Below are 24228 nucleotides of genomic sequence, written 5' to 3'. Positions count from 1 at the left end.
GACCTCTCCCCAGGTCTGCCCGGCCTGTGCTTCCGGCCCGCCATTGCCGGAAGCAGCCCCCCATTCTGTCTGATCAGTTCGAAGCGGTTTTGGCCGCCTCGGCGAACAGTTCGGCAAAGACGGGCTTTGCCTTGCCGACCTGCTTGACGGCTTCCGCCGCCTCCAGGTTGACCGGCTTGCCGATGACGATCAGCGCCACCATGCCCATGCCGTAATGGGGAGCGCATTTCACGCCATAGACACCTTCCTTGGTGAGGGTGACCGTGATCTCCTCGCTCGCCTTGCCCTTGAAGGGCTCAGCGCCGTCCGGGAGCATTCCATTGACTATCTCGGCGTTGTGGGTCTTGTCGGTCGGCACGAACTTGATCGTGTCGCCGGGCGCCGCCCGCACGAAGTTGGGCTGGAAGACCATCACGCCCTTTTCACCCTTGTTCAGCATCTGGACGACATGTTCCTCCGCATGCGCGGCGCCGGCCATCGAGAGCAACGCGACCGCCGCGGCAATGAGGGGCAATTTCATTGGAATAGTCCTTTCGTTGATTCACCACGGCATCAACCGTTGCGCCCTTCTAGTTCGTCGGACGACTCGGCGATTTGCGCTGGCGCAAATTGCAGGAAGAAAAGATCGACCGATGGACGGCGAACCGCGGGGGATGATGCGGATCGCTTCAATTGTCGGCGGCAGGTCCTCCAGGATCAAGCCCGGTCGGGGCATGGGCGCGTTGCGCTTTTGAAGTCAGGAAGGCCGTTGGCAGGTCTTGATTGCCGGTCGATTGCCGGCCTGTCCATTCCGAGGGGACCGCTGAAGCCGTTCCGGAGGTTCCCTCATCCTGGCCGGTATTTGCGATGGATCAAAGCTCGATCGTTCTTCGCCGGATAGATCGATGAGCGACCGGTCTTGACACCGGGCCGTCGTGAACCGGTGGCAGCGTCAATGCGTTGTGCTTCAGCCGGCGTCGGTTTGGAACCAGCGAAGGAATGAGAAATGACCGAGCATCCCAGCACCAATCGTTTGTCCGCACAGGAACTGCACGACATCGATGCCTACTGGCGTGCCGCCAACTATCTGACCATCGGGCAGATCTACCTGCTCGACAATCCGCTGCTTCGCGAACCCCTTCGGTTGGAGCATGTCAAGCCAAGGCTGCTCGGCCACTGGGGGACCTCGCCGGGTCTCAGCTTCATCTATGCGCATCTCAACCGCGCCATCAGGCAGCGCGATGCCAATGTCATCTATGTCTGCGGTCCCGGCCATGGCGGGCCGGCGATGGTGGCGAACACCTATCTCGAAGGCACCTACAGCGAGACCAACCCGGACATCGCCCTGGGCGAGGCTGGAATGAAGAAGCTCTTCCGCCAGTTCTCGTTTCCTGGCGGCATCCCAAGCCATGCGGCGCCTGATGTGCCCGGCTCGATCCATGAAGGCGGCGAGCTTGGCTACGCGCTTTCGCACGCCTATGGCGCGGCCTTCGATAACCCGGACCTTGTCGTCGCCTGCGTCGTTGGCGACGGCGAGGCGGAAACCGGGCCGCTCGCCACCTCCTGGCATTCCAACAAGTTCCTCAATCCGGCGCTTGACGGCGCGGTGCTGCCGATCCTCCACCTCAACGGCTACAAGATCGCCAATCCCACCATTCTGGCGCGTATCCCCGAGGAAGAGCTGAGTGCGCTGTTCATCGGCTACGGTTACGAGCCGCTGTTCGTCGAAGGTGACGATCCGGCCTTGATGCATGAGCGGATGGCGGTCGTGCTCGACGATGCCCTGGACCGCATCAAGGCGATCCAGGATGCGGCCCGCAGCGGCGCGAAGACCGCGCAGCCGCGGCCGAAATGGCCGATGATCGTGCTGCGCAGCCCGAAGGGCTGGACCGGCCCGAAGGAGGTCGACGGGCTGAAGACGGAGGGATTCTGGCGCGCCCACCAGGTCCCGCTCTCCGGCCTCGCCGAAAATCCCGAGCATCTGAGGATGCTCGAAGAATGGATGAGAAGCTACCGGCCCCAAGAGCTTTTCGATGCCGCCGGCGCGCCCGTGGCCGCGATCCGCGCCACCGCGCCGCAAGGCGACAGGCGCATGAGCTCCAATCCGCATGCCAATGGCGGCCTGCTGCGGCGGTCCCTCGAACTGCCTGGCCTGGATGAGCACGCCGTCCGGGTCGAGCGGCCCGGCGGCGTCAAGGCGGAGTCGACCCGTGTCATGGGCGGTTTCCTGCGCGACGTCATGACGTTGAACCGGGCTGCGAGGAACTTCCGCATCGTCGGGCCCGACGAGACCGCCTCGAACCGGTGGCAGGACGTCTTCGAGGTGACGGAGCGCGCCTGGATGGAAGAGATCCTTCCCGAGGATGTCCACCTGGCGCGGGAAGGCAGGGTTATGGAAATTCTATCCGAGCATACGTGCCAGGGGTGGCTGGAAGGTTACCTGCTTACCGGACGCCATGGCTTCTTCTCCTGTTACGAGGCCTTCACGCACATCGTCGATTCCATGTTCAACCAGCATGCCAAGTGGCTGGATGCCTGCCGCAAGCTCGCCTGGCGGCGGCCGATCGCTTCGCTGAACTATCTGTTGTCGAGCCATGTCTGGCAGCAGGAGCACAATGGGTTCAGCCATCAGGATCCAGGCTTTATCGACGTGGCGCTGAACAAGAAGGCGGACGTCGTGCGCGTCTATCTGCCGGCGGATGCCAACAGCCTGCTTTGCGTGACCGACCATGTGCTGCGGACATGGAACCGCATCAACGTCATCGTCGCCGGCAAGGCCAATTCCTGGCAGTGGCTGTCCATCGACGAGGCGAAAGTCCACTGCGGCGCCGGCATCGGCATATGGGAATGGGCGTCGACCGACGGCGGGGCCGAGCCGGATGTGGTGATGGCCTGCGCCGGCGACGTGCCGACGCTCGAGACGCTGGCCGCCGTTCAGATCCTCAGGCGCCACATTCCCGACCTCAAGGTCCGTGTGGTGAACATTGTCGATCTCATGACGCTGCAGCCGAAGGAACATCACCCGCACGGGCTGTCGGACCGCGAGTTCGACGCGTTGTTCACCAGGGATAAGCCTGTCATCTTCGCCTATCACGGCTATCCGTGGACGATCCACCGCCTGACCTACCGTCGGACCAATCACGAGAACATCCATGTGCGCGGCTACAATGAGGAAGGGACGACGACGACGCCGTTCGACATGACCGTGCTCAATGGGCTCGACCGCTATCATCTCGTGCTTGGCGTGCTCGACCGCATTCCCGAGCCGGCCGGCGCGCACATCCAGTTGAGGCAGGCCATGGAGGGCAAGCTGATCGAGCACGGAGCCTATATCCGCAAGCACGGGCAGGACATGCCCGAGATACTCGGCTGGAAGTGGGAGCGGTAATCGATGACGAGGCGCTGGATTGAGAGGATCGGGCTTGCACAAACGGCTGGGACCGGCCGGTCATGACCGATGCAATTCTCGTCCTCAATGGCGGCTCATCAAGCCTGAAGTTCGCCGTCTTCCAATGGCGTGACGAGCTCCATCTGCTGGTGCGCGGCAGCGTCTCGTCGATCGGCGAGCGGCCCCGGCTCCACGTCGCGCCCACGGCAATGACACCGCCATTCGACAGGAGCCTCGGCGAGCAGCCGATCTCCATCGGCAAGGCGTTCGAAGCCGTTGCGTCCTATCTTGCGGATCGCGGCCTCCTGCGCCGGGTGCGTCGGGTTGGGCATCGCATCGTGCATGGCGGCCGGGAATTTGCCCGCGCAACGCTGCTCGGCGAGCGCACGCTCGGTGCCTTGCGCGAGCTCGAGCCGCTCGCCCCGATACATCAGGCGATCAACCTAGAGCTCGTCGACCTGGCCAGCCGCCTCCTGCCCGGCACCATGCAGGTCGGCTGCTTCGATACGGCCTTCCACGCGGCACGGCCCGAGCACGCAAGGCTTTATGGCCTGCCGCACGAGATGGCGGAGCAAGGCATCGTCTCCTACGGTTTCCATGGGCTCTCCTACAGCCACGTCGCCAGCGAGCTGCACAACCGTTACGGCGCCACTGCCGGCGGCCGGACGATCGTTGCTCATCTCGGCAGCGGCGCAAGCCTGTGCGCGATGAAGGCAGGCGTGAGCCACGCCACCACCATGGGCTTCTCGACGCTTGACGGCCTCGTCATGAGCACGCGTTGCGGCGCGATCGATCCCGGCATCCTCCTGCACCTTCTGCAGGACCGGAAGCTGTCTTCGGACGAACTTGCCGACCTGCTCTACCAGCGATCCGGCCTGCTCGGGGTGTCGGGCATTTCGGGAAACATGCAGACGCTGCTTGCATCGAAAGACCCTGCGGCGATGCGCGCCGTCGATCTTTTCGTCTATCGTGTCGGGCGCGAGATCGGATCGCTTGCCGCGGCGATTGGCGGGCTCGACACCCTCGTGTTCACGGCGGGCATCGGCGAGCATGCGCCCGCGATCCGGCAGAGCATCTGCGAAGCGGCAGGATGGCTGGGCGTCGCGCTCGACAAGGCGTTGAACGCGCGTGGTGAAGAACTGATCAGCGCCTCGGATTCCTTGGTCGACGTGCTTGTCATTCCCGCCGATGAGGAACGCGCGGTGGCCGCCGAGTTGCTCGGCTTCGAAGGCAAAGACTAAATGATTTCGCCCGGAAGCGGGCGGCGCTTCCGGGCAATATCACCAAAACAAATGCCGAGACATCTTGGAGCAGTTCAGCGTTTGATAGATCGCCGAACTGCTCCAATTCCTTGCTTTCACGCAAACTCCGGAACGGAAAACCGCTGCTCGCTTTTCCTGGAATTGCTCTAGCCCGCCAACGTGGCGCCGAGCTTCCGCTGAACCAGGACGAGCGTCGGGTCGTTGGGATCGGTCGTGACGATGAAGCCCATCTCGCGCTCGAGTTCGATCGCTGCGCGGTTTTCGCGGCTCTCGATCGACTCGATGGTCTCTATGCCATGATCGTCGGCATAACGCGCGACATAGCCGAGAAATTCCCAGCTGACGCCGAGATGCTTGCGGTCCTCGCGGATGCAGATGGCGACTTCGCCACGCCGATCGGCCGGATCCGCGGCGAGGGTCGCCACCGCGATCAGCATTCCGTCGGTGGAGAAGGCGAGAAAATTATGGACGTGCGGATCGTCGGAGCGGGTCATCGCCACCAGCCGGTCATGCGAAACTTCCTTCACCGCTCCGAGGAAGCGGAAACGCAGATCCTCCGGCGTCACATGGGTGAAGAACTCGGCGACGATCGGCTCATCGTCGGGACGCGCCTGACGCACTTCGAAGCGAAATCCGGTGTGGGTCGTAAGCATGGTTTTCATTTTCAGCCCCTTTTCAGGATTGATGCGCGGGATTGGCGCAATGGCCTCATTCACCCATTGCCAGCAGCGTGTCGCGTTTCAGAATTTCAATGCTGCGCAGGCTGAGCAGGCGGATCACGCCCTTCTCTTTCAGGCGGGTGAAGACCCGCGACACGGTTTCGATGGTGAGGCCGAGATAGTCGCCGATGTCGTTGCGCGACATTGGCAATTCCACCTGCCGCAACCCACCCTGACGCTCCGACATTTCGACGAGGAATGCCGCGACGCGCTCGATGGCGTTTTGGCGGCCGAGCACCAGGAGATGTTCCTGAGCCCGGGTCAGGCCTTTGAGCGCCAGAGGCAGGAGCTGGCGCGACATGTCCGTGCCCGACGGAGCGCGAAAGACCCGCACACCGGTCGCGTTGATCGCCTCGGCGAAGAAGTGGTGCGTGGCGTCGGCCTCGAAACCGAAGGTTTCTCCGGCAAGGTGGAACGCGCTGATCTGCCTGCGACCGTCGGCGAGCAGGCGGTAGATGCGGACCGCGCCGAATTCGACCTGATAGAGTGCGCCGGCCTTCTCGCCCTGAGCGTAGATTTCGGCGCCAGCCGTGAAGAAGCTGACCGGCGTTGCCGGCCCGTCGAAGACCGGCACGGGGCTCTGATGGGGAAGGTAGGACGGCAGTTCGATCTTGGCGGAGGCTTGAGCATACATGGCTGTGGTCCCAGTGAATTTGTGACAACAGCAATCGCCCAAATCCGGCCATGCCGAAATTCGGTTATGTCCCTACGGGAAACTACTTAGTGCGACCCCGAAATCACCCGGTCGGGCCAGGCATGCCGCGCGCCAGTTGGGTCCGCGATTGACCACGATCAAGGGCGGCATGACTTGACCCGGCATTATCCGGTCGGAGCAGACCAAGGGAAACCGACCATGACCTCCGATATGATTGAAATCTGGACCGGCATACTCGGCCTTGCCTATCTTGCCGCCGCAGGCCTTTATTTCGGAATGCTCCTTGCCAGGAAACACGTCCCGGCGAGTCACGCCCGGCCGTACCCGGTAAGGATCAGGCGCCCGCGATAGGAACGAGGCGCAAGCCGGCGCGTTTCCATTCTCGTTGCGGAACGGAAGCGGGTCCGGTCTCTTCTGTCTTTTGAGGAACCCGGAGAAACGTGATGAAGGCGATGGTGCTGGAAAAGCCCGGCACGCTTTTGAGCCTCGTCGACCGCCCGGATCCTTTGCCGGGAGCGGGCGAGATCAGGCTCAAGGTGGAGGCATGCGCGGTATGCCGCACCGACCTGCACGTCGTGGACGGTGACTTGCCATGGCCGAAGCTGCCGCTCGTGCCGGGTCACGAAATAGTCGGCATCGTCGATCTTGTCGGTGAAGGCGTGCCACGATCCCGGCTCGGGCAGAGGGTGGGTGTTCCATGGCTGGGGCACACTTGCGGACATTGCCCCTATTGCAGCGCCGGCGCCGAAAACCTCTGCGACCAGCCGCTCTTCACCGGCTACACGCGCGACGGCGGCTTCGCCAGTCATGTCGTTGCCGATGAGCATTTCGCCTTCGAGCTCGATGCCGCCGCCGATCCGGTGTCGCTGGCGCCGCTCCTGTGCGCTGGTCTGATCGGCTGGCGCTGCCTCAAAAAGGCCGGCGATGGCCGCCGACTGGGCATCTACGGCTTCGGCGCCGCCGCGCATATCATCACCCAGGTGGCGATCTGGCAGGGACGTGAGCTCTTTGCCTTCACCCGGCCTGGCGACATCCAGGCACAGGAATTCGCGCGCTCCTTGGGCGTCGCCTGGGCAGGCGCGTCCGATGAATTGCCTCCGGCCGAGCTTGACGCCGCGATCATTTTCGCTCCGGTCGGCGACCTTGTGCCGGCGGCGTTACGGGCTGTCCGCAAGGGCGGCCGGGTGGTCTGCGGCGGCATCCACATGAGCGACATTCCATCGATGCCCTACAAGCTTCTGTGGGAAGAAAGAGAATTGGTGTCGGTCGCCAACCTGACCCGTCGTGACGCCGAGGAATTCTTCCCGATAGCGAGAGACGCCCGGGTGCGCACGCATACCAAAGCCTATCCGCTGGAGCGGGCAAACCAGGCTCTGGATGATTTGCGTATGGGCAGGCTGAGTGGCGCCGCCGTCCTTAAGCCGTGACGGTCCTGGAGCAATTCCAGGAAAAAGTGCGCAACGGTTTTTCGTCCGGAATCGCGCCAGGACAAAGAGGTGGAGAGGTTTGCCGTTTCCATGAATGGTGAAACGCACTAAGCCGCGCGTTCGCCCAGCCGTTCCATCTGCCTCAGCCACTTTGCCCGCTTAGCGTCGCTGGCGCTCGCAACCATGCCGAACAAGGTTTCCCGCACCGGCCTGATGCCGACAAAATTGAGGATACCGCGCCGCATGCCGGCAATCCCGTGGCTGAGGAACCATATCCGGTAGACGGCCGCCGGCATTCCCATGGTCACCACCAGGCGGGCGGAGCGGCCGCGCAGCAAGGACTTGGCGAAACCTTCGCCTTTGGCCGGATAGGCGAACGCCGTACCTGGCCGCATCACCTGCTCGAGGAAAGCTTTCAGCAAGGCCGGCGCGGTGCCCAGCCAGAGCGGGAAGACAAAGACGAAATGCTCCGCCCAGACGACCGCCTCGCCTGCTTCCTTGAGGCCTTCGGGAATCTCCCCATGCTCGAACTCCTGCATTGTCCGCAGCATCGGAAAGTCCAGCGGGGCCAGGTCGATCTTGCGCACGCTATGGCCCGCCTTGTCCGCCGCTGCAGCATATGCCGAGGCCAAAGCCCGGCAGAGCCGGTCAGGAGACGGGTCGGGATGGCCGACGAGAACGAGGACGCGGCGCGACATGGCCCCCTCCGGTCACCTGCGGAAGGCCTGCTATGGCTGCTCGACGCGGGCCACCTGGTACGTGTGCATGGCCCCGTTGCGCTTGATCGAGACGTACTCGCCGGTGACGAAGCGCTCCTCGCCAAGATGAAAGCCGACCTCGTCGTCACGATCGCCCTCGGCGTAGTCGAAATACCATTGACCGCCTGGCTTGCGCCGCAAGCGGCCGACAAGATCGTCCTCGCCGGTGCGGAAGCGGCGGACGCGACAGAAGCCCTTGTGCGATTTCCACTCCTCCGCGTCGAGCCGTCCCTCGTCGGTAAGCGGCGCCAGCACATCGTAGCCTTCTTCGCGGTCCCCCTCCGGATGACCTTTTTCGCGTGCGAGAAGCAGGCGGATGTTCCTGAATCTGGGGGTGAGATCGTGCAAGCTGGTCATGGCAAACTCCTTTGAGGCCATTCCTATCGCGGCGGCCGGATGTCACCTTGATCAAGGTCAAACGGAACCTGGATCGTCGGGAGGATCAGCTCGTACCTGTCGGCAGGTGGCCGCGAACCCAATTGACGATCTGGCCGGTGCTCATCGCCCCCGATATGCGCGCGATTTCCTGCTGGCGGTGAAACAGGATCATGGTGGGGATGCCGCGAATGCCCAGCCTCGTCGCGACGGCCTGCTCCTTGTCGGAGTTCAGCTTGACCAGCCGGATGTGCGGCTCGAGCGCCTTGGCGGCGGCCTCATAGGCCGGCGCCATCATCTTGCAGGGACCGCACCACGGAGCCCAGACGTCGACGAGGACAGGCAGGCTGCCGCGCCCGATCTGACGGTCGAAGTTCGCCGCGTCGATGTCCTGCGGAACCCCGGAAAACAGCCGGGCGCCGCATTTTCCGCATTGCGCTTCGGCGCTGTTTCGGTTCGGCGGCAGGCGGTTGACCACGCCGCATTTGGTGCAAACCACCAGATTCTCCTGGGTCACGACCTCCTCCCGGTTTGACTGTGCTCGAGACGCCCACCGCCAAGGGCCCGCAGCGCATTGACGATGACGGCGACGTCTATGCCCTCTTGCAGCAGTGCTCCCGCCACCGGCGTTATATGCCCCATGGCGGCCGCGATCATCGCCGCGCCCGAGAGCGCCAGCCCGACGACGATGCTCTGCAGGGCGATCCCGCGCGTGCGCCTGGCGATACGCAGTGCTTCCGCGACAGGCTGCAGCCTGTCGGTCAGCACGACCACGTCCGCCGCCTCCGACGAGGCTGTCCCGCCGCGGGCTCCCATGGCAATGCCTACGGTCGCCGCGGCAAGGGCGGGAGCATCGTTGATGCCGTCGCCGACCATCATCGTCGGCGCCGTCGCCTTCTCGGCCTCGACTGTTCCAACCTTGTCGGCCGGCGTGGCATCGGAAAAGACGGCATCGAGATCGAGCGAAGCGGAGACCTTTTCGGCCGCCGCGCCGTCATCGCCGGTCAGCATGACTATCCGGGTGACGCCTGCCGAACGCAAAGCCCCGACAGTGCCGGGAGCATCCTCGCGTATGGCGTCTCCGAATGTGAAAACAGCGGCAAGCCGGCCATCGATGGTCACAAACACCCTGAGCACCTGCGTGTCGCGGTAACGGCTCTCTCCGCTCTTCGCCCAATTGGGCAACGGCCCGTTTCCAAGAACAAGCGGCCTCGACCCGGCCACGACCGACATCCCGTCCACCTGACCCTCAAGACCTTCTCCCCGATGCTCGCGGACATCACGGGGTTGGGAAAGCAAAAGGTTTCCATGTCGGGCAATGCGGACAATCGAATCCGCAAGGACGTGATGCGAAGCCTGTTCAAGCGAGGCGAGCAGCCGCAGCGGCTCATCGGTTCCCTGGCCTGGAGCGACGTCGATCTCGATCAGCTCGGCGCCGCCGAGCGTCAGGGTCCCTGTCTTGTCGAAGATCGCGGTGCGTATCTGGGCGAGCGCCTCCAGCGCCGCGCTGCCCTTCATGAGGATGCCGGCGCGGGCGGCGCGCGACACGCCGCCGATGAATGCAACGGGCGCCGCGAGGATCAGTGGGCAGGGCGTCGCGACCACCAGAACGGCGAGGGCGCGGACTGGATCATTGGAAAGATACCAGGCGATGCCGGCAACCAGCAGCGTGGCTGGAAGCAAGAGCAGGGCAAAGCGGTCTGCAATGCGTATGAACGGCGCCTTGGCCGTCTGCGCGGCGGCGACCATGCGCACGATCGCGGCGTAGGTGCTTTTGTTGGCGACGGCGGAAGCCCGCATGACAAAGGCCTCGCCTGCATTGACGGTGCCGCTGCGCAATGCGTCGCCGGCGCCGCGCCGCTCCGGCAGGGGTTCTCCTGTGACGGTCGACTCATCGAGCAGGGCTGATGCGTCGATCAGGATGCCGTCCACGGGCAGCAATTCGCCGGCGCGCACCAGAAGCTCGTCGCCGACCGCAACCTGGTCGATCGCGACGGTCTCGGTGCCATGTGCGGATTTCCGGTGCGCCACACGCGGCGCCCTGTCGGTCAGAGCCTTGAGATTCCGCTCCGCCCGGCCGCGCGCCAGATCCTCGAGCACCGTGCCGCCGGCATACATGATGGCGACGACCACCGCCGCCAAGGCCTGCCCAAGCAACAGCGCCGCCGACATCGAAACCAGCGCGATGGCGTCGACTCCGATCCGGCCGATCCAGAAATCCCGCAAGATCGAGATGGCAAGCGCCGCCACGACGGGCAAAGTTGCCGCCGCCCAGATCATATCGGGCGAGGCGATGTCGATGCCATATCGCCAGACGCCTAGCCCGAGCGCCAGACCGAGAACGGCGATGATCAGCAACGTGCGCCGCAGCACGGTTTCGCTCATGGCAACAGTCAAAGTTCTTCGATCATTTCCCGCAGCAGCAGCCGGACATCCTTTGCCGTCGCGGCAAGCTGCGGGTTGTCGATCGCTCCCATCGCGACCATCGGATCGACCGTCGCTACCTCGGCCTTGCCGGGGGCGGCCTCGGTCACGATCACGTTGCAGGGCAGCATCGCGCCGATCTTGTCCTCGGCCTGCAGCGCGCGCCATGCGAAATGCGGATTGCAGGCGCCGAGGATCATGTATGGCTTGAAGTCGACGCCCAGCTTGACCTTCATCGTGTGCTGGACATCGATCCTCGTCAGAATACCGAAGCCCTTGCCGGCAAGCTTTTTGGTGACGTGTTCGATCGCCGCGGCGAACGGCATGTCGAGGCTCTTGCTGAAATAGTAGCTCATCGGATTCTCCTTCCACGGCGATCTTCGCCAGCAGAGACAGCTTGAGGGCAGTAGCTAGCCGCGGGGGGCGGATGACGCTTTGATCCAGCGCAATGAATGCCAGGCGCCTTCAGTGAATGTGGCGGCAAGGAGTTCTCCAGAATGACGATCCGAAATCTTGAATACGCGGTCTCACCGAAATCGGTCGTTGTCGTGGGCGCGACCGAGCGCGTTGGCTCGGTCGGCCGCGTTGTCTTCGACAACATTGTCGGCGGCGGCTTCGAGGGGGAGATCTGGCCGGTCAATCCCAAGCGTTCGGAAGTGGCCGGCCACCGCTGCTACGGCCGGGCTGCCGATCTGCCTGGGGTTCCCGATCTGGCCGTGATCTTGACCCCTCCCGAGACTGTGCCCGACATCGTGCGGGAACTGGGGGAAAAGGGTACGCGAGCCGCCGTCGTCATCACCGCGGGGCTCAATCACGCCAACGGTCTGCGCCAGGCCATGCTCGATGCGGCCAAGCCCTCGCTCATGCGCATCATTGGCCCGAACACCGTCGGGCTGATGGTCCCTCCGGCGAAGCTCAACGCCAGTTTCGCCCATATGGCGGCGAGGACCGGGAACATTGCGCTGATCTCGCAGTCCGGCGCGATCGCCACGTCGCTGATCGACTGGGCGGCCGAGAACAATGTCGGCTTTTCCCGGATCATCTCCCTCGGCGACATGGCGGACGTCGACGTCGGCGACTGCCTCGACATGCTGGCGGGCGATTTCCACACGCGCGCCATCGTGATGTATCTCGAAACCATACCCAATCCGCGCAAGTTCATGTCGGCCGCGCGGGCGGCGGCGCGCCTCAAGCCGGTTATCGCGATCAAGCCCGGCCGGCACGAGCAGGCGGCGAGGGCGGCCGCGACGCATACCGGCGCGCTTTCGGGCGCGGACAGGGTAGTGGACGCCGCCTTGCGCAGGGCAGGGGTGCTGCGTGTGGATGATCTCGCCGAGCTGCTCGACGCCGCCGAGACGGTCGCGCGCCACGCTCCCCTAGAGCGGGCACGGGTCGGCATTGTCACCAACGGCGGCGGGGCCGGCGTACTTGCCGTCGACAAGATCGTCGACCGTGGCGGCGAGCTGGCTGAACTTGCGACCTCGACGATCGAGCGGCTCGACCGTACGCTGCCGCCGACCTGGTCGCGTGCGAACCCGGTCGACATCGTCGGTGACGCCGCGCCGGAACGCTACGGGGCGGCGCTCGAAGCCCTGGCCGCGGATCCGGGGACGGACGTTATCCTGGTCATGAATTGCCCCACCGGGCTCGGTTCCTCGCCGGACGCGGCCAGGAAGGTCGCCGAGCTCGGCGACGAGGGCGAGATCGGCGGAAAACCGCTTCTCGCGTGCTGGCTCGGCGAGCATACCGCGCGCGAAGGCCGGCGCGTCCTGACGGAAGCCGGCATCGCGAACTTCGAGACGCCGGAAGACGCGGCGGTCGCGGCGTCCTATCTCGGCGAATGGTCGCGAGCCCAGCGGGCGCTCCTGCGGACTCCCTCGAGCCGGGGTGATGACCGGTTCGACGGCAAGGCATCGGCGCACGCCATCTTCCGGAAGGTGGCCGCCGAAGGACGGCGCTTGCTGACGGAACCGGAAGCAAAAGCCGCGATAGAAGCCTACGGCATTCCCGTGCCGCGAACCATCGTCGCCGGATCCGTCGCGGACGTGGCGCAGGCGGCCGGCGAGCTTCTTCAAAGCTCGGAAAGGGTGGTTGTCAAATTGCTGTCGAAGGTGGTCTCGCACAAGTCGGACGTCGGCGGCGTGGTCCTCGACATCGCGACCGCCGACAAGGCCGCGGAGGCCGCCCGGTCGATCGAGACACGCCTGCGCGCGCGGTCGCCGCAAGTGAAGGCGGACGGCTACGCGGTGCAAGCCATGGTCGCGCGCAAGCATGCGCAGGAACTCATCCTGGGCATGAACCTGGACCCGATGTTCGGCCCGGTCATTCTGTTTGGCGCCGGCGGCACGGCGGTCGAGGTCGTGAACGATACCGCGATCGCCCTGCCGCCGCTTGACGACGTGCTGGCCGGAGACGCGATCGACGCGACCAGGATAGGCCGCCTGCTTGCCGGCTATCGCGATCGCAAGCCGGCCAACCGCGGCGCGATCATCGCCGCGCTGAACGGCCTGTCGCAAATGATCGTCGACTTCCCCTGCCTCGTCTCCCTCGACATCAACCCGCTGCTGGCCGATGCCGAAAGCGTGGTTGCGCTCGATGCCCGTATCGAGATCGACCCGCGACGGGTGAATGAACCGGCGCCGAACCCGGCGCTTGCCATAAGGCCCTATCCGTCGGGATGGAGCCGTGATTTCCAGTCGGACGGCATGACCTTTCACGTCCGGCCGATCATGCCGGCGGACGTGGCGCTTTATCCCGCGTTCCTGGCGAGGATTTCCCCCGACGACCTCAGACTGCGCTTCCTGTCGCTGCGGAAGAACTTCCCCGACCAGATGCTGAAGCGGCTCACGCAGCTCGACTACGACCGCGACATCGCCTTCGTCGCGCTTGAAAAGGACACGGGAGCGCTGGCGGGAATCGGCCGGCTTTCCTGCGACCCCGATCACAGGAGCGGTGAATATGCGCTGCTCGTGCGATCCGATCTGCAAGGCCATGGCCTGGGATGGGATCTGCTGAAACAGGTCATCGACTATGCGAGGGCTGAACGCATCGGCCGCATCGAGGGCACGATCCTCAACGAAAACCGCAAGATGCTCACGATGTGCCTGGAGTTTGGCTTCTCGGTCGCGCACCACCCGAGCGAGCCCGGCCTGTCCCTGGCGACGCTGGAGCTACGCTGACCGGCAAACGGCGCTGCGATTGCCTCTTCTTGATGTTCACCGGCCTGCACACCCGTAGCCAAGCGCAAGAGGAACTGCCGGTCGGCGCTCATGCATCATCTGGAGCCCGTCGCGCTCAGACCGCGCAGCCAGGCCTGCATCCAATTGTCCTGTGCGTGGCTTTTGCCTGCCGCACGCCGGTCCGACTCCAGAATGGCTTCGCGCGGATTCATGCCGAAGCGCTGGCGGAAGGCACGGGAGAATGCCGCCTCGCTCGCGAAGCCATTGGTATAGGCGAGTCTGGAGACGCCGCCGCGTCCTTTTCCTATGGAAGCGAGTTGCAGGAACGCCCTGTCGAGGCGGCGATCGCGTATGTAGTCTGCAACCCCGCCTAAGGGCTCGAACGTACGATAAAGAACCGAACGCGACAGACCAAAATGGCGCATGATCGTTTCAGGCGACAGGGCTTCATCGGTGAGGTTCCGTTCGATGAAGCTCTGGATCGATTGCAGGCCGCTGCCGATCAACTCGCTCTCGGAAGCGGCCGGTCCGGAAACCGCCGCCGATAGTCCGGCGGAGATCAGCGCGGCCGCTGCTTCCGTGACCAGCTTGCCGTCATGCGCCCCAAGGCGCGGAGCAACTTTTGCCATGGACAACAAGTGCTCGCGCAGGAGCACGCCCAACGTCGTCGCACCGTCCAACACGGCGCCATGTACTGCGTCGAATGCGCGCCGGGGCAAGCGAACGAGTTGTCGTGGGACCACGAGGCTGATCGTTTCGAGATCGCCCGCCTGCGAGCTCATTGGACGTGAAAGATCGAAACAGACAATGTCGCCGGTCCCGCCGCGCGATTGAGAACCATCGACCTTGAACTCGCATTCGCCGGAGACGTACAACTGGATCAGCAGATGATCCACGCCCACCGCGGAGACAAGGCTTCGATCGCGGCAAAACACCTGGGGTGAGGCCTTTGACATGCCGATGAGAAAGCTGCCGAGATTGAGGCAGTGCAGATCGGCACGGAAGGTTTCCACGGCTCCGTCAAGCGGCGCCGCTTCGAAAAGGCTGGCAAGCCCGGCCCGCCATTGCCGGAAGTTTTCGGAAGGCGACACGGTATCGGAGCGAACGATCTGGCTGAGGTCCGACCCGACCGTCACGACTTTTCTGCCTTTTGATTTTGAACGGCGTTCTGAAACACGATGATCGCTCGACTACGCCTCTGCCTGATCCACGAGGTGCTGGACAGCATTCGCGACGTTTATGCCGAGTGCAACCGGATTTTCACCGCGCAAGCACTTTCCAGTCGGGTCGGCCTGACACTCCGCCGCGGAAGGGCAAGCATTTTCCTCTGGCCAATGAAGATTGGGACGATTGCAGGCCCTTCCGGGACAAAAACCGGTGTCCGACTCGTTTCCTTCGGCCCTTGTCCGGCCTAGATCGGTCGCACCGCCAGCGGACAGGAGTTCATGCATTTCGCCCCGAGTGTGCGGAACCAGCGTGTCGAGGTTCCTTGGCGTCCTGTGCCTTCGAAAGGCACGCATTGGCATCACGATCCTGGGGTTTCCATGAAGACGCTTCTTCTTGCTTCGACCATCTTTCTTTCCGTTTCGGGCACGGCATTCGCGGCTGATTCCGTGACGTTCGAACCAGGTCCTGCGGCTGTGCCCGCGGGCTTTGTCTGGACGGGCGGTTATGTAGGTCTGCATGGTGGCTATGCCTGGATGAACAGCAAGGTAAATGTCGATTCCGACCCCGCCGCCGATGTCGATGGCCTCAATGGCGGACTTCTGGGCGTGCATGCCGGCTATAACTGGCAGTTCAATGGCAACTTCGTCGGCGGCGTCGAGGTTGACGTCGAGCATGCCTGGACAAAGAAGGATATCTTGTTCTTCAACGAACTTTTCGCCAGGGGTGGAACGGATTGGCAAGGTAGCGCGCGTCTGCGCGCGGGCTATGCCGTCGATCGCACGATGCTCTTCGTGACGGGTGGCGTGGCCTTCGCGAATGCCTCCGTGGAGATGCCGATTTTCAACTATGATGAAAGCAGGACTTTTGTCGGCTGGACCGCCGGCGCGGGCATCGAGCATGCTTTGTCGGACAACTGGATCGCGAGCCTCGAGTACCGCTACAACGATTTCGGCTCCAAGTCCTTTCCTCAGGGCGTGAAAGTCGACCTGCATCAGCAGACGGTGCGTGCGGGCATCAGCTACAAGTTCTGATCCGGGCTCCGGCACGATCTGGGCCGAGGCGACGTCGCTACGATCCGGTCTTCTTGATACCGGCCGGAGCCGCGGTGGCGCTGTCGGCGAAAGTCTGCATCTCCGCGGTGATTTCGGCGACGTCGCGATCGGCTTGGATCTTGCGCCAACTCGACGGACCGCCCGAGCGCTGCAATTGTCTTGAGAGGATGTCCACGGTGGCATCCGAGGGGCCACCCTTGCGCTCGCTGACCCGGCGCCAAAGCACCGACGGATCTGCCGCCAGCAAAAAACCGGCAAACGGGACGTTTGTCCCGCTCGCCGCGCGCTCGACCCTGTCGCGATCCTCCGGCCTGTCGAAGACCGCGTCGGCGACGACGCAGCCGCCTTCGGCAAGGATAAGCTCCGCGAGCCAGGCTATCTGGCGGTAGACGCGTTCCGATACGCCGGGACGGTAGGCCTTGTCCGGCAGCCTCGTTTCGGCCGCCACGCCATGCATGGCCTTGCGAATGCGGTCGCTCTCGACGATCCGGGCGCCGGGCGGCGCGCCGATCCGAGGGGCGAGCGCCTCGGCGACCGTGGTCTTGCCCGAGCCGCTCAAGCCGCCGATTGCCACGAGCCGAGGCGGCGTTTCGGCAAGCAGGGCTTGCGCGAGTTGGAAATAGGACCGCGCTTCGGCAATCAGTTTTGTCGGATCCTGGCTGCCCTCCTCGACCTGCGTCGCCGTCACATGCGCGCGCACCGCTGCCCGCACCGCCATGAAGAAAGGCAGGAGCATGAAACCGTCTTCGTCGTCGGCGTCATCGAGATAGCGGTTCATCACCAGATTGGCGAATTGCGGAAACCCGCGATGCCACAGATCCATCAGCAGGAACGCGAGATCGTAGAGGACATCGACGGTGGCGATCTGATCATTGAACTCGATGCAGTCGAACAGCCGAGGCTCGCCATCGAAGACGCAGATGTTGCGCAGATGCAGGTCGCCATGGCAGCGGCGGACCCGGCCTGCCGCCTCGCGACGGTCGAGCAGGCCGGCATGGCGGGCAAGGGCGTCTCGAAGTGCCGCGTTGAGCATTTCGATCTCCTTTCCGTTGAACACATGGCTTGTCGCGAAACCGGCCGCATTGATTTCGAGGACGCCGCCGATATTCGCCGACCCGCTGCCGGCATGGATCACTTCAGCGCCGCGGTGATAGTGCGCGATCATGCGGGCCACGCCTGTCATCAGCGCTTGTGTCAACTCCCCCGCCGCGGCCATGCGATCGAGGAGCTTGGACTGGTCGAAGCGGACCATCTCGATGACGGCGTCGACCAGTTCTCCCGCCTCATCCAGGGCAAGCCGGGCTCCGGTACGCGTGATGCGGTGGACATCGAGATAGAGGCCGGGCGCTGTTCTGGAGTTCAGCTCCACCTCCCTCTCGCAGGCGGCGAGCCGCAACGCCGGCGTCGAGAAATCGACATAGGGCAGCTTGACCGCCCGCTTCATCTTGAACGCGCGCCGCCCGACGAGGAAGATCCGGGAAATGTGCGTTTCGATCGTCTCGACCGGACCAACCTCGCCATAGCTGGCAGGGTTCTTCAACATCTCGACCACGACATCCTGGTTCTCGGTGATCATTGGGGTATGTCCTTGGCCCTGGTTGCACATCGTTCGGCCCGCCGACCGAAGTCTCGCCGGATTCGCTAACGCTGAAGCGTCTGGACGTAACCGGTGAGGTTATGGATGCGTTCCGTAGTCACGGCCTCCCCGCCGTAGGGACCGTAGCGCTTTACGTCGTCAGGCAGGAACTGGTTGCCCCACACCGGCATGTCGCGCTCGCCATGCGACGGGACGAGACCGCGACCGTCGATCGTGGCGTAGACCCGCCAGTAGGGAAATTCCCCGCCATTGCGCTTGGCCAGCGTCGTCAGATCGGCCGGGCGCTTACGCAGTTCATCGGCCAAGGGCCCGTCGCCCTTGCGGTCCACGCCATGGCAGACCGCGCAGGAATTCAGATATTCCTGCTGTCCATTGCTCATCTGCTGCGCCGCCGCGGCGCTCAGCGTCAGCGCGAAAAGACCAATCGTCGCCCGGAATCTCATTGATCAGCCTCCAGCCATCGCTATCAGGCTAAGCCATGCGACGCTCACGCACGTTGACCGGGATCAATCTTGCGAGGCGGCGTTTTGATTCAGCGCAAGGAAGGATTCCAACCGGCTCGCTACGGCTACATTCCGTGTGAAACTTCCTGGAAAAGGAGCGGCCGCCATGCCATTCAAGACGTTGCTCACGGTTACCGGGCCCGATCACGGAGACGATGATCTGAGGCTCGCCGCTGGTCTGTGCGAGGAAATCGATGCACATCTCTCCGTGCTTGTCGTGGTCATCGCGGCGCCTCCGTCAGGCGGAGAATACGCAGCGGTGGTCTCGCCGGCGTGGCTCGCGGAGCGCGAAGCCGAAATGGAAACCCTGGAGAAGCGCAGCTCGGTGGTATCCAAGATGCTGTCGGAAAGCGCCGTATCGGCCGACCTCAGCAGCGAATACCCGGAGCAGTCCTGGACAGATGAGATCATCGGTCGGCGGGCCCGTTACGCCGACCTGACCATCGTCGGACCCGAGCTGCTCGCAAGCCGCTTGCTCAAGGACAAGGTCCTTGCAGGCAGCCTGTTCTCGTCCGGGAAGCCTGTCCTGCTGGTCCCGGAGGGAGCACGCGCGACATTGAAACCGAAACGCGTCCTTGTCGCGTGGGACGCCAGCCCGGAGGCCTCGCGCGCCGTGCGGGAGGCGCTCGACATCCTGTCATCCGCCGATGAGGTCCGCATCGCCATGATCGATCCGATCGATGACGAACGGCATCACGGCGCGGAGCCGGGAGCGGATGTGGCGGCCTATCTCTCGCGACATGGCGTCAAGGTCGCGGTGGATCGCCTGCCGAGCTCGGGCCATTCCGTCGCCGACGTTCTTCGCCAGCATGCGACCGACACCGGCGCCGAGCTCGTGGTCATGGGGGCTTACGGCCATTCCCGGCTGCGCGAGCGGATTTTCGGCGGCGTGACCAAGTCCATGATCGAGGACCCAGGGCTGGCGGTTCTTATGGCCCGTTGAAGGCGCATTCGCCGAAAGGCTGTAACCACACGCGGTTTCGAATGCCGCTGCTGCCGCCGCAGCCGAGACAGGTCTGGCTGCGGCGGCAGAGGCTGGCTATAGCCTATCGAAGGATGCCGGCGTCACGCAGCTTGCCGACGCACAGCGAACGAAGAATGAGAGCGGCATCGGCATAAGTGGCCGGCCTGTCGCCGCTGGAGATCGATGCGTCGCCGACGATCGCCGAGACGTCGCCCTCGAGGCGCCATGGAAGGATGTCCGTGCAGGTGCGCATGCGGCCGAAGACGGAGCTGATCGGCACCAGCCGGCCCTCGAATTCCACTTGGGGCTCATCCGCGCCCGGCGCCCAGTCTTGGTAGGCCTCCAACGCTTCGTCAAACGCTCCATGCAACATGACGGGTGCGTGCCCCTCGTGCAGCGCAGGCAATTGGCGTGTGGTCATAAGGTCTCCTCCTTGAAGCGGCAGCCCCACACCCGGCTCTGATATTGCGTGCGAATCGGGTCAAAGTCTATAAATTTTATAGAATATAAAAAATCGGCTGCGGCCGTGCCGCACAATTGAAAAATCCGACCTTTAGCCATGTCTGAAACTGGCGCAAATCTCGGCCAGGATCCGCCGGCTTCCAGCTTTCTGGAATTTGCGCTGCTGTGCCGGATCGGCAGCCTCGAGGAGGCCTTTGGCTTCATCGCGCGCTTGGCGAGCATTCGCGAGAGAAAAGCTAATTCAGTAATTTGCGGAGGCTTGAGCGTAGACGCTTCGGCGATAGGGAATATCGGGGGAAGAAGGGATGGTGCCCAGAGGCGGATTCGAACCACCGACACGCGGATTTTCAGTCCGCTGCTCTACCAACTGAGCTATCTGGGCCTGCGCCGGCTAGCGGGAACCGCCCGCCGGATTTCAGAGAAGCGCCGGGCGCCCCTTGAAAGCGCGTGGGTTATAGCACGGGTATCTTGGCTGTCCAGAGCAATTCCAGGAAAAGTGTGCAGTGGTTTTCCGCCTCGGAATTGCGTAAAAAACAAGCGCAATTCTGGGAAAAGCGCGCGGCTCTTTTCCCCTTCGGAATTGAGTGAAAACAAGTACTTGGCTGATCCGTTGATTCTGTCGGGAAAGAAAATCGCCGAAAACCAATGGCAGCTGCCGCTTAACCCTCGTCCTTGGGCGCGGGTTCCGGCTTCGGGCTGTCGTCTTCGTCCTCCTCGCCGTCTCGGCCGGGAATGACATAGGCGCCTTTCAGCCAGCGATTGAGGTCGATGTCCTTGCAGCGCGCGGAGCAGAACGGATAGTGCTCGCGCGAGGAGGGTTTTCCGCATTCGGGGCAGGGCCGCTTCGGCCGAAGCGGTGTCACCTTGTCGTCCAGGCTCATGAGCGTGAGGCGTGCCAGTTCTGGTGCGCCTTGAACCCTTCGCCCGAAAGCAAGGCGACACTTTCATAAAGCGGAAGGCCGACCACATTGGTGTAGGAACCGACCAGCTTGACGACGAAGGAGCCGGCCAGGCCCTGCACGGCATAGCCGCCGGCCTTGCCGCGCCATTCGCCCGATGCGACATAGGCATCGATCTCCTCACGCGGCAGCCGCTTGAAGCGAACCCTGGTTTCCACCAGCCGCTGGCGCAGCTTGCCGCCCGGCGTGATCAGGCAGACGCCGGAATAGACGCGGTGCGAGCGGCCGGAGAGCAGGCCGAGGCAATTGATGGCGTCGTCGATCGTCTCGGCCTTGGGCAGGATGCGCCGCCCAACCGCCACCACCGTGTCGGCGGCAAGGATGAAGGCGGGCGCGTAATCTTCCTCGCTTTTCAGCGAGGCCAGCGCCTTCTCGGCCTTGTCCTTTGACAGGCGCTTGGCCAGCGAACGCGGATGCTCGGCGCGCTGCGGCGTCTCGTCGACATCGGCGGGGAGCACCCGGTCCGGCTCGATGCCGGCCTGCTGCAAGAGTTCGATGCGGCGCGGCGAACCCGAGGCAAGCACGAGCTTCTGCAGGATGCTCATCGCGCTTAACGCCGATTTGCTACTTGAAACGGTAGGTGATGCGGCCCTTGGTCAGGTCGTAAGGCGTCATCTCGACCAGGACCTTGTCACCGGTCAGCACGCGGATGCGGTTCTTGCGCATGCGGCCGGCAGTGTGGGCGATGATTTCATGTTCGTTTTCGAGCTTCACGCGGAACATCGCATTGGGCAGCAGTTCGGTGACCACACCTGGAAACTCGAGGACTTCTTCCTTCGGCATTCGATACCTTTGCTTGGATGGGCGTTCCGGCGCCTAGAGCATGATGCCGAAAAGTGTGTAGCGGTTGTCGGACGACATCTTGATCTGGACTCGGATGATTTCAGGTCGAATAGACCTGAAATCATCCGAGTCCAACCGGAATTTGCGGCGGAACCTATATGATAATCGTCCGCTTGTGAACACGCTTAATCCGTCGCGTTTTTAACCTCCGGAAGCAGGAAACGTCGGCTTATACGGGCCCTCAGCCGCTCGCGCACGTCGCGGTAGGCCGCCATGATGTGCTCGCGGGTGCCGCCGGTGTCGGTCGGGTCGGGCATCGGCCAGTATTCGACCTCGACGGCGAGCGAGCGGGTGAGCTCGAGCGCGGCGTGGTGCGCCTCCGGCGCCAGCGTCACGATCAGGTCGAAATAATCATCCTCCAGATCCTCCAGCGTCCGTGGCTGGCGCTCGCCGAGCGACAGGCCGTTCTCGGCAAGCACCGCGTCGACGAACGGGTCGCGCTCGCCGGCGCGCACGCCGGCCGAGGCGACGAAGGTGGTGGCGGGCAGCATGCGGCGCGCCAGTTGCTCCGCGATCGGCGAGCGTACCGCGTTCATGCCGCACAAAAACAGGATCGAGTGGGGCAGGGCGGGCACTAGAGCATGATCCCAAAAAGTGGGAACCGGTTTTTGGGAAAGATCATGCTCCGACAAAAGAGCATGATCCCAAAAAGTGGGAACCGGTTCTTGGAAAAGATCATGCTCCAACAAAGAGCTGGATCAGGACGGTGTTTCAACGAAACATGATCCTGGTCTAGCCCCGCCAGTGCAGCACGCAGACCAGCGTGAACAGCCGGCGCGCCGTGTCGAAATCGATCTCGATCTTGCCGGCGAGCCGGTCCATCAAGGTCTGCGAGCCCTCATTGTGCAGGCCGCGCCGGCCCATGTCGATCGCCTCGATATGGCTCGGCGTCGAGGAGCGGATGGCCTCGTAGTAGCTTTCGCAGATCAGATAATAGTCCTTGACGATACGCCTGAGCGGCGTCAGCGACAGGATGTGGGTGACCACCTCGGCGTCGTTCTCGCGGCTGACGGCAAAGACCAGGCGCGACTCAGCCAGCGACAGCTTGAGCTTGTAGGGACCGGGGCCGTCGTCGTTGACCGGCTTGAAACTGTTTTCCTCGATGAGGTCGAAGATCGCCACCGCCCGCTCGTGCTCGACGTCGGGCGTCGAACGTCCGATCGTCTCGTCGAGCTCGACGTCGATCAGCCTGTCGCGGGTTTGATTGTGACCGGACATTGCTACATGTTCAGCCTGATCGCGACGGAGCGGGCATGCGCCTCGAGGCCCTCCGCCTTGGCAAGCGCGATCGCGGCGGGCGCCAGCGCTTTGAGCTGCTCCGGCCCGAGCTTCAGGATGGAGCTGCGCTTGACGAAATCGAGCACCGACAGACCGGAGGAAAAGCGCGCCGAGCGTGCCGTCGGCAACACGTGGTTGGAGCCGCCGACATAGTCGCCGATGACCTCCGGCGTATGCCGGCCGATGAATACGGCGCCGGCGTTGCGCATCCTGGAAAGGAAGCCCTCGGCATCGTCGAAAGCAAGCTCGACATGCTCGGCCGCGATCCTGTCGACCAGTGGCAGCGAGGCCTCCAGCGTCGGGACCAGGATCACCGCGCCGAAATCGCGCCAGCTTGCGGCCGCCGTATCGGCGCGCGGCAGGACTTTCAGCTGGCGTTCGACCGCCTGCTCGACCGCCTTGCCGAATTCGGCATTGTCGGTGATCAGGATCGACTGCGCCGAGACATCATGCTCTGCCTGCGCCAGAAGGTCGGCCGCAATCCAGTCCGGATCGTTGTCGGCGTCGGCCACGACCAGCACTTCCGACGGGCCGGCGATCATGTCGATGCCGACGGTGCCAAACACCTGGCGCTTGGCCGCGGCGACATAGGCATTGCCGGGACCGACGATCTTGGCAACGGGCCTGATCGTCTCGGTGCCGTAGGCAAGCGCCGCAACGGCCTGCGCGCCGCCGGCGCGGTAGATCTCCGAGACGCCGGCAAGGTCGGCCGCCACCAGCACCAGCGGATTGATGACGCCGCCCGACGCCGGTACGACGATGACGATGCGCTCGACGCCGGCGACCTTGGCCGGCACGGCATTCATCAGCACCGAGCTCGGATAGCTCGCCGTGCCGCCGGGCACATAAAGGCCGACGGCCTCGATCGCCGTCCAGCGCGAGCCCAGCTCGACGCCGGCGGCGTCCGTGTAGCGGTCGTCCTTCGGCTTCTGCCGCTCGTGATGCGAGCGGATACGGTCGCGCGCGAATTTGAGCGCCTCGATGGTGGCCGGATCGGCCGCTTCATAGGCCTTGGCGATGTCGCTTTTCGAGACGGCGATGCCGAGCGCGCCGAGATCGGCTTTGTCGAACTTCAGCGTGTAGTCGATCAGCGCCTTGTCGCCTTCAGCGCGCACGCGTGCGATGATGTCCCGCACCACGGCCTCGACATCGGCCGACACTTCCCGCTTGGTGGTGAGGAAGGCCGAAAAATGCTGTTCGAAATCGGTATCGGACTGGCGGAGCGTGATGGCCATCG

The 24228-nt window shown here is 63.8% G+C and carries 24 protein-coding genes and 1 tRNA gene; 6 read left to right on the top strand and 19 right to left on the bottom strand.

Annotated elements, in window-relative coordinates:
* Nucleotides 1–73: 73 nt before the first annotated feature.
* Complete coding sequence (locus DPM35_RS31275; RefSeq protein WP_112131344.1) at nt 74–520, bottom strand: pseudoazurin; 447 nt, start codon at nt 518–520, stop codon at nt 74–76.
* 465 nt (nt 521–985) lie between these two features.
* Between DPM35_RS31275 and DPM35_RS31270 the strand changes: the two genes are divergently transcribed.
* On the top strand, nt 986–3367 hold the full coding sequence (locus DPM35_RS31270) for a phosphoketolase family protein (protein WP_112131343.1): 2382 nt from the start codon (nt 986–988) through the stop codon (nt 3365–3367).
* 62 nt (nt 3368–3429) lie between these two features.
* Nucleotides 3430–4608, top strand: coding sequence for an acetate/propionate family kinase (locus tag DPM35_RS31265; protein ID WP_112131342.1), 1179 nt, complete (start codon nt 3430–3432; stop codon nt 4606–4608).
* Between the two features lie 167 nt (nt 4609–4775).
* On the opposite strand, the gene DPM35_RS31260 is transcribed toward DPM35_RS31265, so the two are convergent.
* Both DPM35_RS31260 and DPM35_RS31255 read right to left on the bottom strand, forming a co-directional pair.
* Nucleotides 4776–5291 carry a GNAT family N-acetyltransferase gene (locus DPM35_RS31260; protein ID WP_112131374.1) on the bottom strand — a complete coding sequence of 172 codons (516 nt, stop codon included), beginning with the start codon at nt 5289–5291 and terminating at the stop codon, nt 4776–4778.
* 46 nt (nt 5292–5337) lie between these two features.
* Nucleotides 5338–5982: a helix-turn-helix domain-containing protein gene (locus DPM35_RS31255; protein ID WP_112131341.1), complete on the bottom strand. Its 645-nt coding sequence runs from the start codon at nt 5980–5982 to the stop codon at nt 5338–5340.
* Nucleotides 5983–6446: 464 nt separating this feature from the next.
* On the opposite strand from DPM35_RS31255, the gene DPM35_RS31250 reads away from it, so the two are divergent.
* On the top strand, nt 6447–7430 hold the full coding sequence (locus DPM35_RS31250; protein WP_112131340.1) for a zinc-dependent alcohol dehydrogenase family protein: 984 nt from the start codon (nt 6447–6449) through the stop codon (nt 7428–7430).
* A 107-nt stretch (nt 7431–7537) separates the two neighbouring features.
* Here DPM35_RS31250 and DPM35_RS31245 read toward each other — a convergent pair whose 3' ends face one another.
* The 5 genes from DPM35_RS31245 to DPM35_RS31225 form a co-directional block, all read right to left on the bottom strand.
* Nucleotides 7538–8128 carry an NAD(P)H-dependent oxidoreductase gene (locus DPM35_RS31245; protein ID WP_112131339.1) on the bottom strand — a complete coding sequence of 197 codons (591 nt, stop codon included), beginning with the start codon at nt 8126–8128 and terminating at the stop codon, nt 7538–7540.
* A 30-nt stretch (nt 8129–8158) separates the two neighbouring features.
* On the bottom strand, nt 8159–8545 hold the full coding sequence (locus DPM35_RS31240) for a hypothetical protein (RefSeq protein WP_112131373.1): 387 nt from the start codon (nt 8543–8545) through the stop codon (nt 8159–8161).
* An 85-nt stretch (nt 8546–8630) separates the two neighbouring features.
* Nucleotides 8631–9080, bottom strand: coding sequence for a thioredoxin TrxC (gene trxC / locus DPM35_RS31235; RefSeq protein ID WP_112131338.1), 450 nt, complete (start codon nt 9078–9080; stop codon nt 8631–8633).
* On the bottom strand, nt 9077–10948 hold the full coding sequence (locus DPM35_RS31230; RefSeq protein ID WP_112131337.1) for a heavy metal translocating P-type ATPase: 1872 nt from the start codon (nt 10946–10948) through the stop codon (nt 9077–9079). The genes trxC and DPM35_RS31230 overlap by 4 nt, the downstream gene beginning before the upstream one ends.
* A gap of 8 nt (nt 10949–10956) precedes the next feature.
* The gene (locus DPM35_RS31225) at nt 10957–11343 is read right to left on the bottom strand and encodes a DUF302 domain-containing protein (protein WP_112131336.1); all 387 of its coding nucleotides are present in this window, start codon (nt 11341–11343) and stop codon (nt 10957–10959) included.
* Nucleotides 11344–11484: 141 nt separating this feature from the next.
* On the opposite strand from DPM35_RS31225, the gene DPM35_RS31220 reads away from it, so the two are divergent.
* Nucleotides 11485–14166 (top strand): bifunctional acetate--CoA ligase family protein/GNAT family N-acetyltransferase, encoded by a 2682-nt coding sequence (locus tag DPM35_RS31220; RefSeq protein WP_112131335.1) that lies wholly within the window; start codon nt 11485–11487, stop codon nt 14164–14166.
* Between the two features lie 95 nt (nt 14167–14261).
* Here the strand turns inward: DPM35_RS31220 and DPM35_RS31215 are convergent, their stop codons facing one another.
* A complete protein-coding gene (locus DPM35_RS31215; protein ID WP_112131334.1) occupies nt 14262–15302 on the bottom strand; it encodes an AraC-like ligand-binding domain-containing protein in 1041 nt (346 codons plus the stop codon).
* Nucleotides 15303–15710: 408 nt separating this feature from the next.
* On the opposite strand from DPM35_RS31215, the gene DPM35_RS31210 reads away from it, so the two are divergent.
* Nucleotides 15711–16364, top strand: coding sequence for an outer membrane protein (locus DPM35_RS31210; protein WP_181592245.1), 654 nt, complete (start codon nt 15711–15713; stop codon nt 16362–16364).
* Between the two features lie 37 nt (nt 16365–16401).
* Here DPM35_RS31210 and DPM35_RS31205 read toward each other — a convergent pair whose 3' ends face one another.
* Together DPM35_RS31205 and DPM35_RS31200 are read right to left on the bottom strand one after the other, a co-directional pair.
* Nucleotides 16402–17961 (bottom strand): bifunctional aminoglycoside phosphotransferase/ATP-binding protein, encoded by a 1560-nt coding sequence (locus tag DPM35_RS31205; protein ID WP_112131332.1) that lies wholly within the window; start codon nt 17959–17961, stop codon nt 16402–16404.
* Nucleotides 17962–18026: 65 nt separating this feature from the next.
* On the bottom strand, nt 18027–18425 hold the full coding sequence (locus DPM35_RS31200; protein ID WP_112131331.1) for a c-type cytochrome: 399 nt from the start codon (nt 18423–18425) through the stop codon (nt 18027–18029).
* A 166-nt stretch (nt 18426–18591) separates the two neighbouring features.
* Here DPM35_RS31200 and DPM35_RS31195 point away from each other — a divergent pair, with 166 nt between their 5' ends.
* Nucleotides 18592–19428, top strand: coding sequence for a universal stress protein (locus DPM35_RS31195; protein WP_112131330.1), 837 nt, complete (start codon nt 18592–18594; stop codon nt 19426–19428).
* A 103-nt stretch (nt 19429–19531) separates the two neighbouring features.
* Here the strand turns inward: DPM35_RS31195 and DPM35_RS31190 are convergent, their stop codons facing one another.
* From DPM35_RS31190 to hisD, 8 genes are all read right to left on the bottom strand, one after another.
* A complete protein-coding gene (locus DPM35_RS31190) occupies nt 19532–19870 on the bottom strand; it encodes a BRA0787 family protein (protein ID WP_112131329.1) in 339 nt (112 codons plus the stop codon).
* Between the two features lie 347 nt (nt 19871–20217).
* A tRNA-Phe gene (locus tag DPM35_RS31185) sits at nt 20218–20293 on the bottom strand.
* A 277-nt stretch (nt 20294–20570) separates the two neighbouring features.
* Nucleotides 20571–20792 (bottom strand): DNA gyrase inhibitor YacG, encoded by a 222-nt coding sequence (gene yacG, locus DPM35_RS31180; protein WP_112131328.1) that lies wholly within the window; start codon nt 20790–20792, stop codon nt 20571–20573.
* Complete coding sequence (locus DPM35_RS31175) at nt 20789–21415, bottom strand: Maf-like protein (RefSeq protein WP_112131327.1); 627 nt, start codon at nt 21413–21415, stop codon at nt 20789–20791. Before DPM35_RS31175 ends, yacG begins: the two co-directional genes overlap by 4 nt.
* Nucleotides 21416–21434: 19 nt before the next feature.
* Nucleotides 21435–21653 carry a translation initiation factor IF-1 gene (infA, locus tag DPM35_RS31170; protein ID WP_006200926.1) on the bottom strand — a complete coding sequence of 73 codons (219 nt, stop codon included), beginning with the start codon at nt 21651–21653 and terminating at the stop codon, nt 21435–21437.
* A 185-nt stretch (nt 21654–21838) separates the two neighbouring features.
* The gene (locus DPM35_RS31165; RefSeq protein ID WP_112131326.1) at nt 21839–22249 is read right to left on the bottom strand and encodes an arsenate-mycothiol transferase ArsC; all 411 of its coding nucleotides are present in this window, start codon (nt 22247–22249) and stop codon (nt 21839–21841) included.
* 196 nt (nt 22250–22445) lie between these two features.
* Complete coding sequence (locus tag DPM35_RS31160; protein WP_112131325.1) at nt 22446–22931, bottom strand: UPF0262 family protein; 486 nt, start codon at nt 22929–22931, stop codon at nt 22446–22448.
* A gap of 2 nt (nt 22932–22933) precedes the next feature.
* Complete coding sequence (gene hisD, locus DPM35_RS31155; RefSeq protein WP_112131324.1) at nt 22934–24226, bottom strand: histidinol dehydrogenase; 1293 nt, start codon at nt 24224–24226, stop codon at nt 22934–22936.
* Nucleotides 24227–24228 lie beyond the last annotated feature (2 nt).

The organism is Mesorhizobium atlanticum, from assembly GCF_003289965.1.
GTDB lineage: Bacteria > Pseudomonadota > Alphaproteobacteria > Rhizobiales > Rhizobiaceae > Mesorhizobium > Mesorhizobium atlanticum.
The sequence above is the reverse complement of the archived record's forward strand: the minus strand, read 5'-3'. Positions and strand labels throughout refer to the sequence as shown.

Excerpts from the sequence above, each read along its gene's own strand:
- DPM35_RS31220 (WP_112131335.1), top strand. The coding sequence starts at position 11,485 with ATGACGATCCGAAATCTTGAATACGCGGTCTCACCGAAATCGGTCGTT.
- DPM35_RS31270 (WP_112131343.1), top strand. The coding sequence starts at position 986 with ATGACCGAGCATCCCAGCACCAATCGTTTGTCCGCACAGGAACTGCAC.
- DPM35_RS31195 (WP_112131330.1), top strand. The coding sequence starts at position 18,592 with ATGCCATTCAAGACGTTGCTCACGGTTACCGGGCCCGATCACGGAGAC.
- yacG (WP_112131328.1), bottom strand. The coding sequence starts at position 20,792 with ATGAGCCTGGACGACAAGGTGACACCGCTTCGGCCGAAGCGGCCCTGC.
- DPM35_RS31230 (WP_112131337.1), bottom strand. The coding sequence starts at position 10,948 with ATGAGCGAAACCGTGCTGCGGCGCACGTTGCTGATCATCGCCGTTCTC.
- hisD (WP_112131324.1), bottom strand. The coding sequence starts at position 24,226 with ATGGCCATCACGCTCCGCCAGTCCGATACCGATTTCGAACAGCATTTT.
- DPM35_RS31175 (WP_112131327.1), bottom strand. The coding sequence starts at position 21,415 with ATGAGCATCCTGCAGAAGCTCGTGCTTGCCTCGGGTTCGCCGCGCCGC.
- DPM35_RS31165 (WP_112131326.1), bottom strand. The coding sequence starts at position 22,249 with ATGAACGCGGTACGCTCGCCGATCGCGGAGCAACTGGCGCGCCGCATG.
- DPM35_RS31250 (WP_112131340.1), top strand. The coding sequence starts at position 6,447 with ATGAAGGCGATGGTGCTGGAAAAGCCCGGCACGCTTTTGAGCCTCGTC.
- DPM35_RS31190 (WP_112131329.1), bottom strand. The coding sequence starts at position 19,870 with ATGACCACACGCCAATTGCCTGCGCTGCACGAGGGGCACGCACCCGTC.
- DPM35_RS31160 (WP_112131325.1), bottom strand. The coding sequence starts at position 22,931 with ATGTCCGGTCACAATCAAACCCGCGACAGGCTGATCGACGTCGAGCTC.
- DPM35_RS31210 (WP_181592245.1), top strand. The coding sequence starts at position 15,711 with ATGAAGACGCTTCTTCTTGCTTCGACCATCTTTCTTTCCGTTTCGGGC.
- DPM35_RS31265 (WP_112131342.1), top strand. The coding sequence starts at position 3,430 with ATGACCGATGCAATTCTCGTCCTCAATGGCGGCTCATCAAGCCTGAAG.
- DPM35_RS31200 (WP_112131331.1), bottom strand. The coding sequence starts at position 18,425 with ATGAGATTCCGGGCGACGATTGGTCTTTTCGCGCTGACGCTGAGCGCC.
- DPM35_RS31260 (WP_112131374.1), bottom strand. The coding sequence starts at position 5,291 with ATGAAAACCATGCTTACGACCCACACCGGATTTCGCTTCGAAGTGCGT.
- DPM35_RS31255 (WP_112131341.1), bottom strand. The coding sequence starts at position 5,982 with ATGTATGCTCAAGCCTCCGCCAAGATCGAACTGCCGTCCTACCTTCCC.
- DPM35_RS31245 (WP_112131339.1), bottom strand. The coding sequence starts at position 8,128 with ATGTCGCGCCGCGTCCTCGTTCTCGTCGGCCATCCCGACCCGTCTCCT.
- DPM35_RS31205 (WP_112131332.1), bottom strand. The coding sequence starts at position 17,961 with ATGATCACCGAGAACCAGGATGTCGTGGTCGAGATGTTGAAGAACCCT.
- infA (WP_006200926.1), bottom strand. The coding sequence starts at position 21,653 with ATGCCGAAGGAAGAAGTCCTCGAGTTTCCAGGTGTGGTCACCGAACTG.
- DPM35_RS31275 (WP_112131344.1), bottom strand. The coding sequence starts at position 520 with ATGAAATTGCCCCTCATTGCCGCGGCGGTCGCGTTGCTCTCGATGGCC.
- DPM35_RS31225 (WP_112131336.1), bottom strand. The coding sequence starts at position 11,343 with ATGAGCTACTATTTCAGCAAGAGCCTCGACATGCCGTTCGCCGCGGCG.
- DPM35_RS31240 (WP_112131373.1), bottom strand. The coding sequence starts at position 8,545 with ATGACCAGCTTGCACGATCTCACCCCCAGATTCAGGAACATCCGCCTG.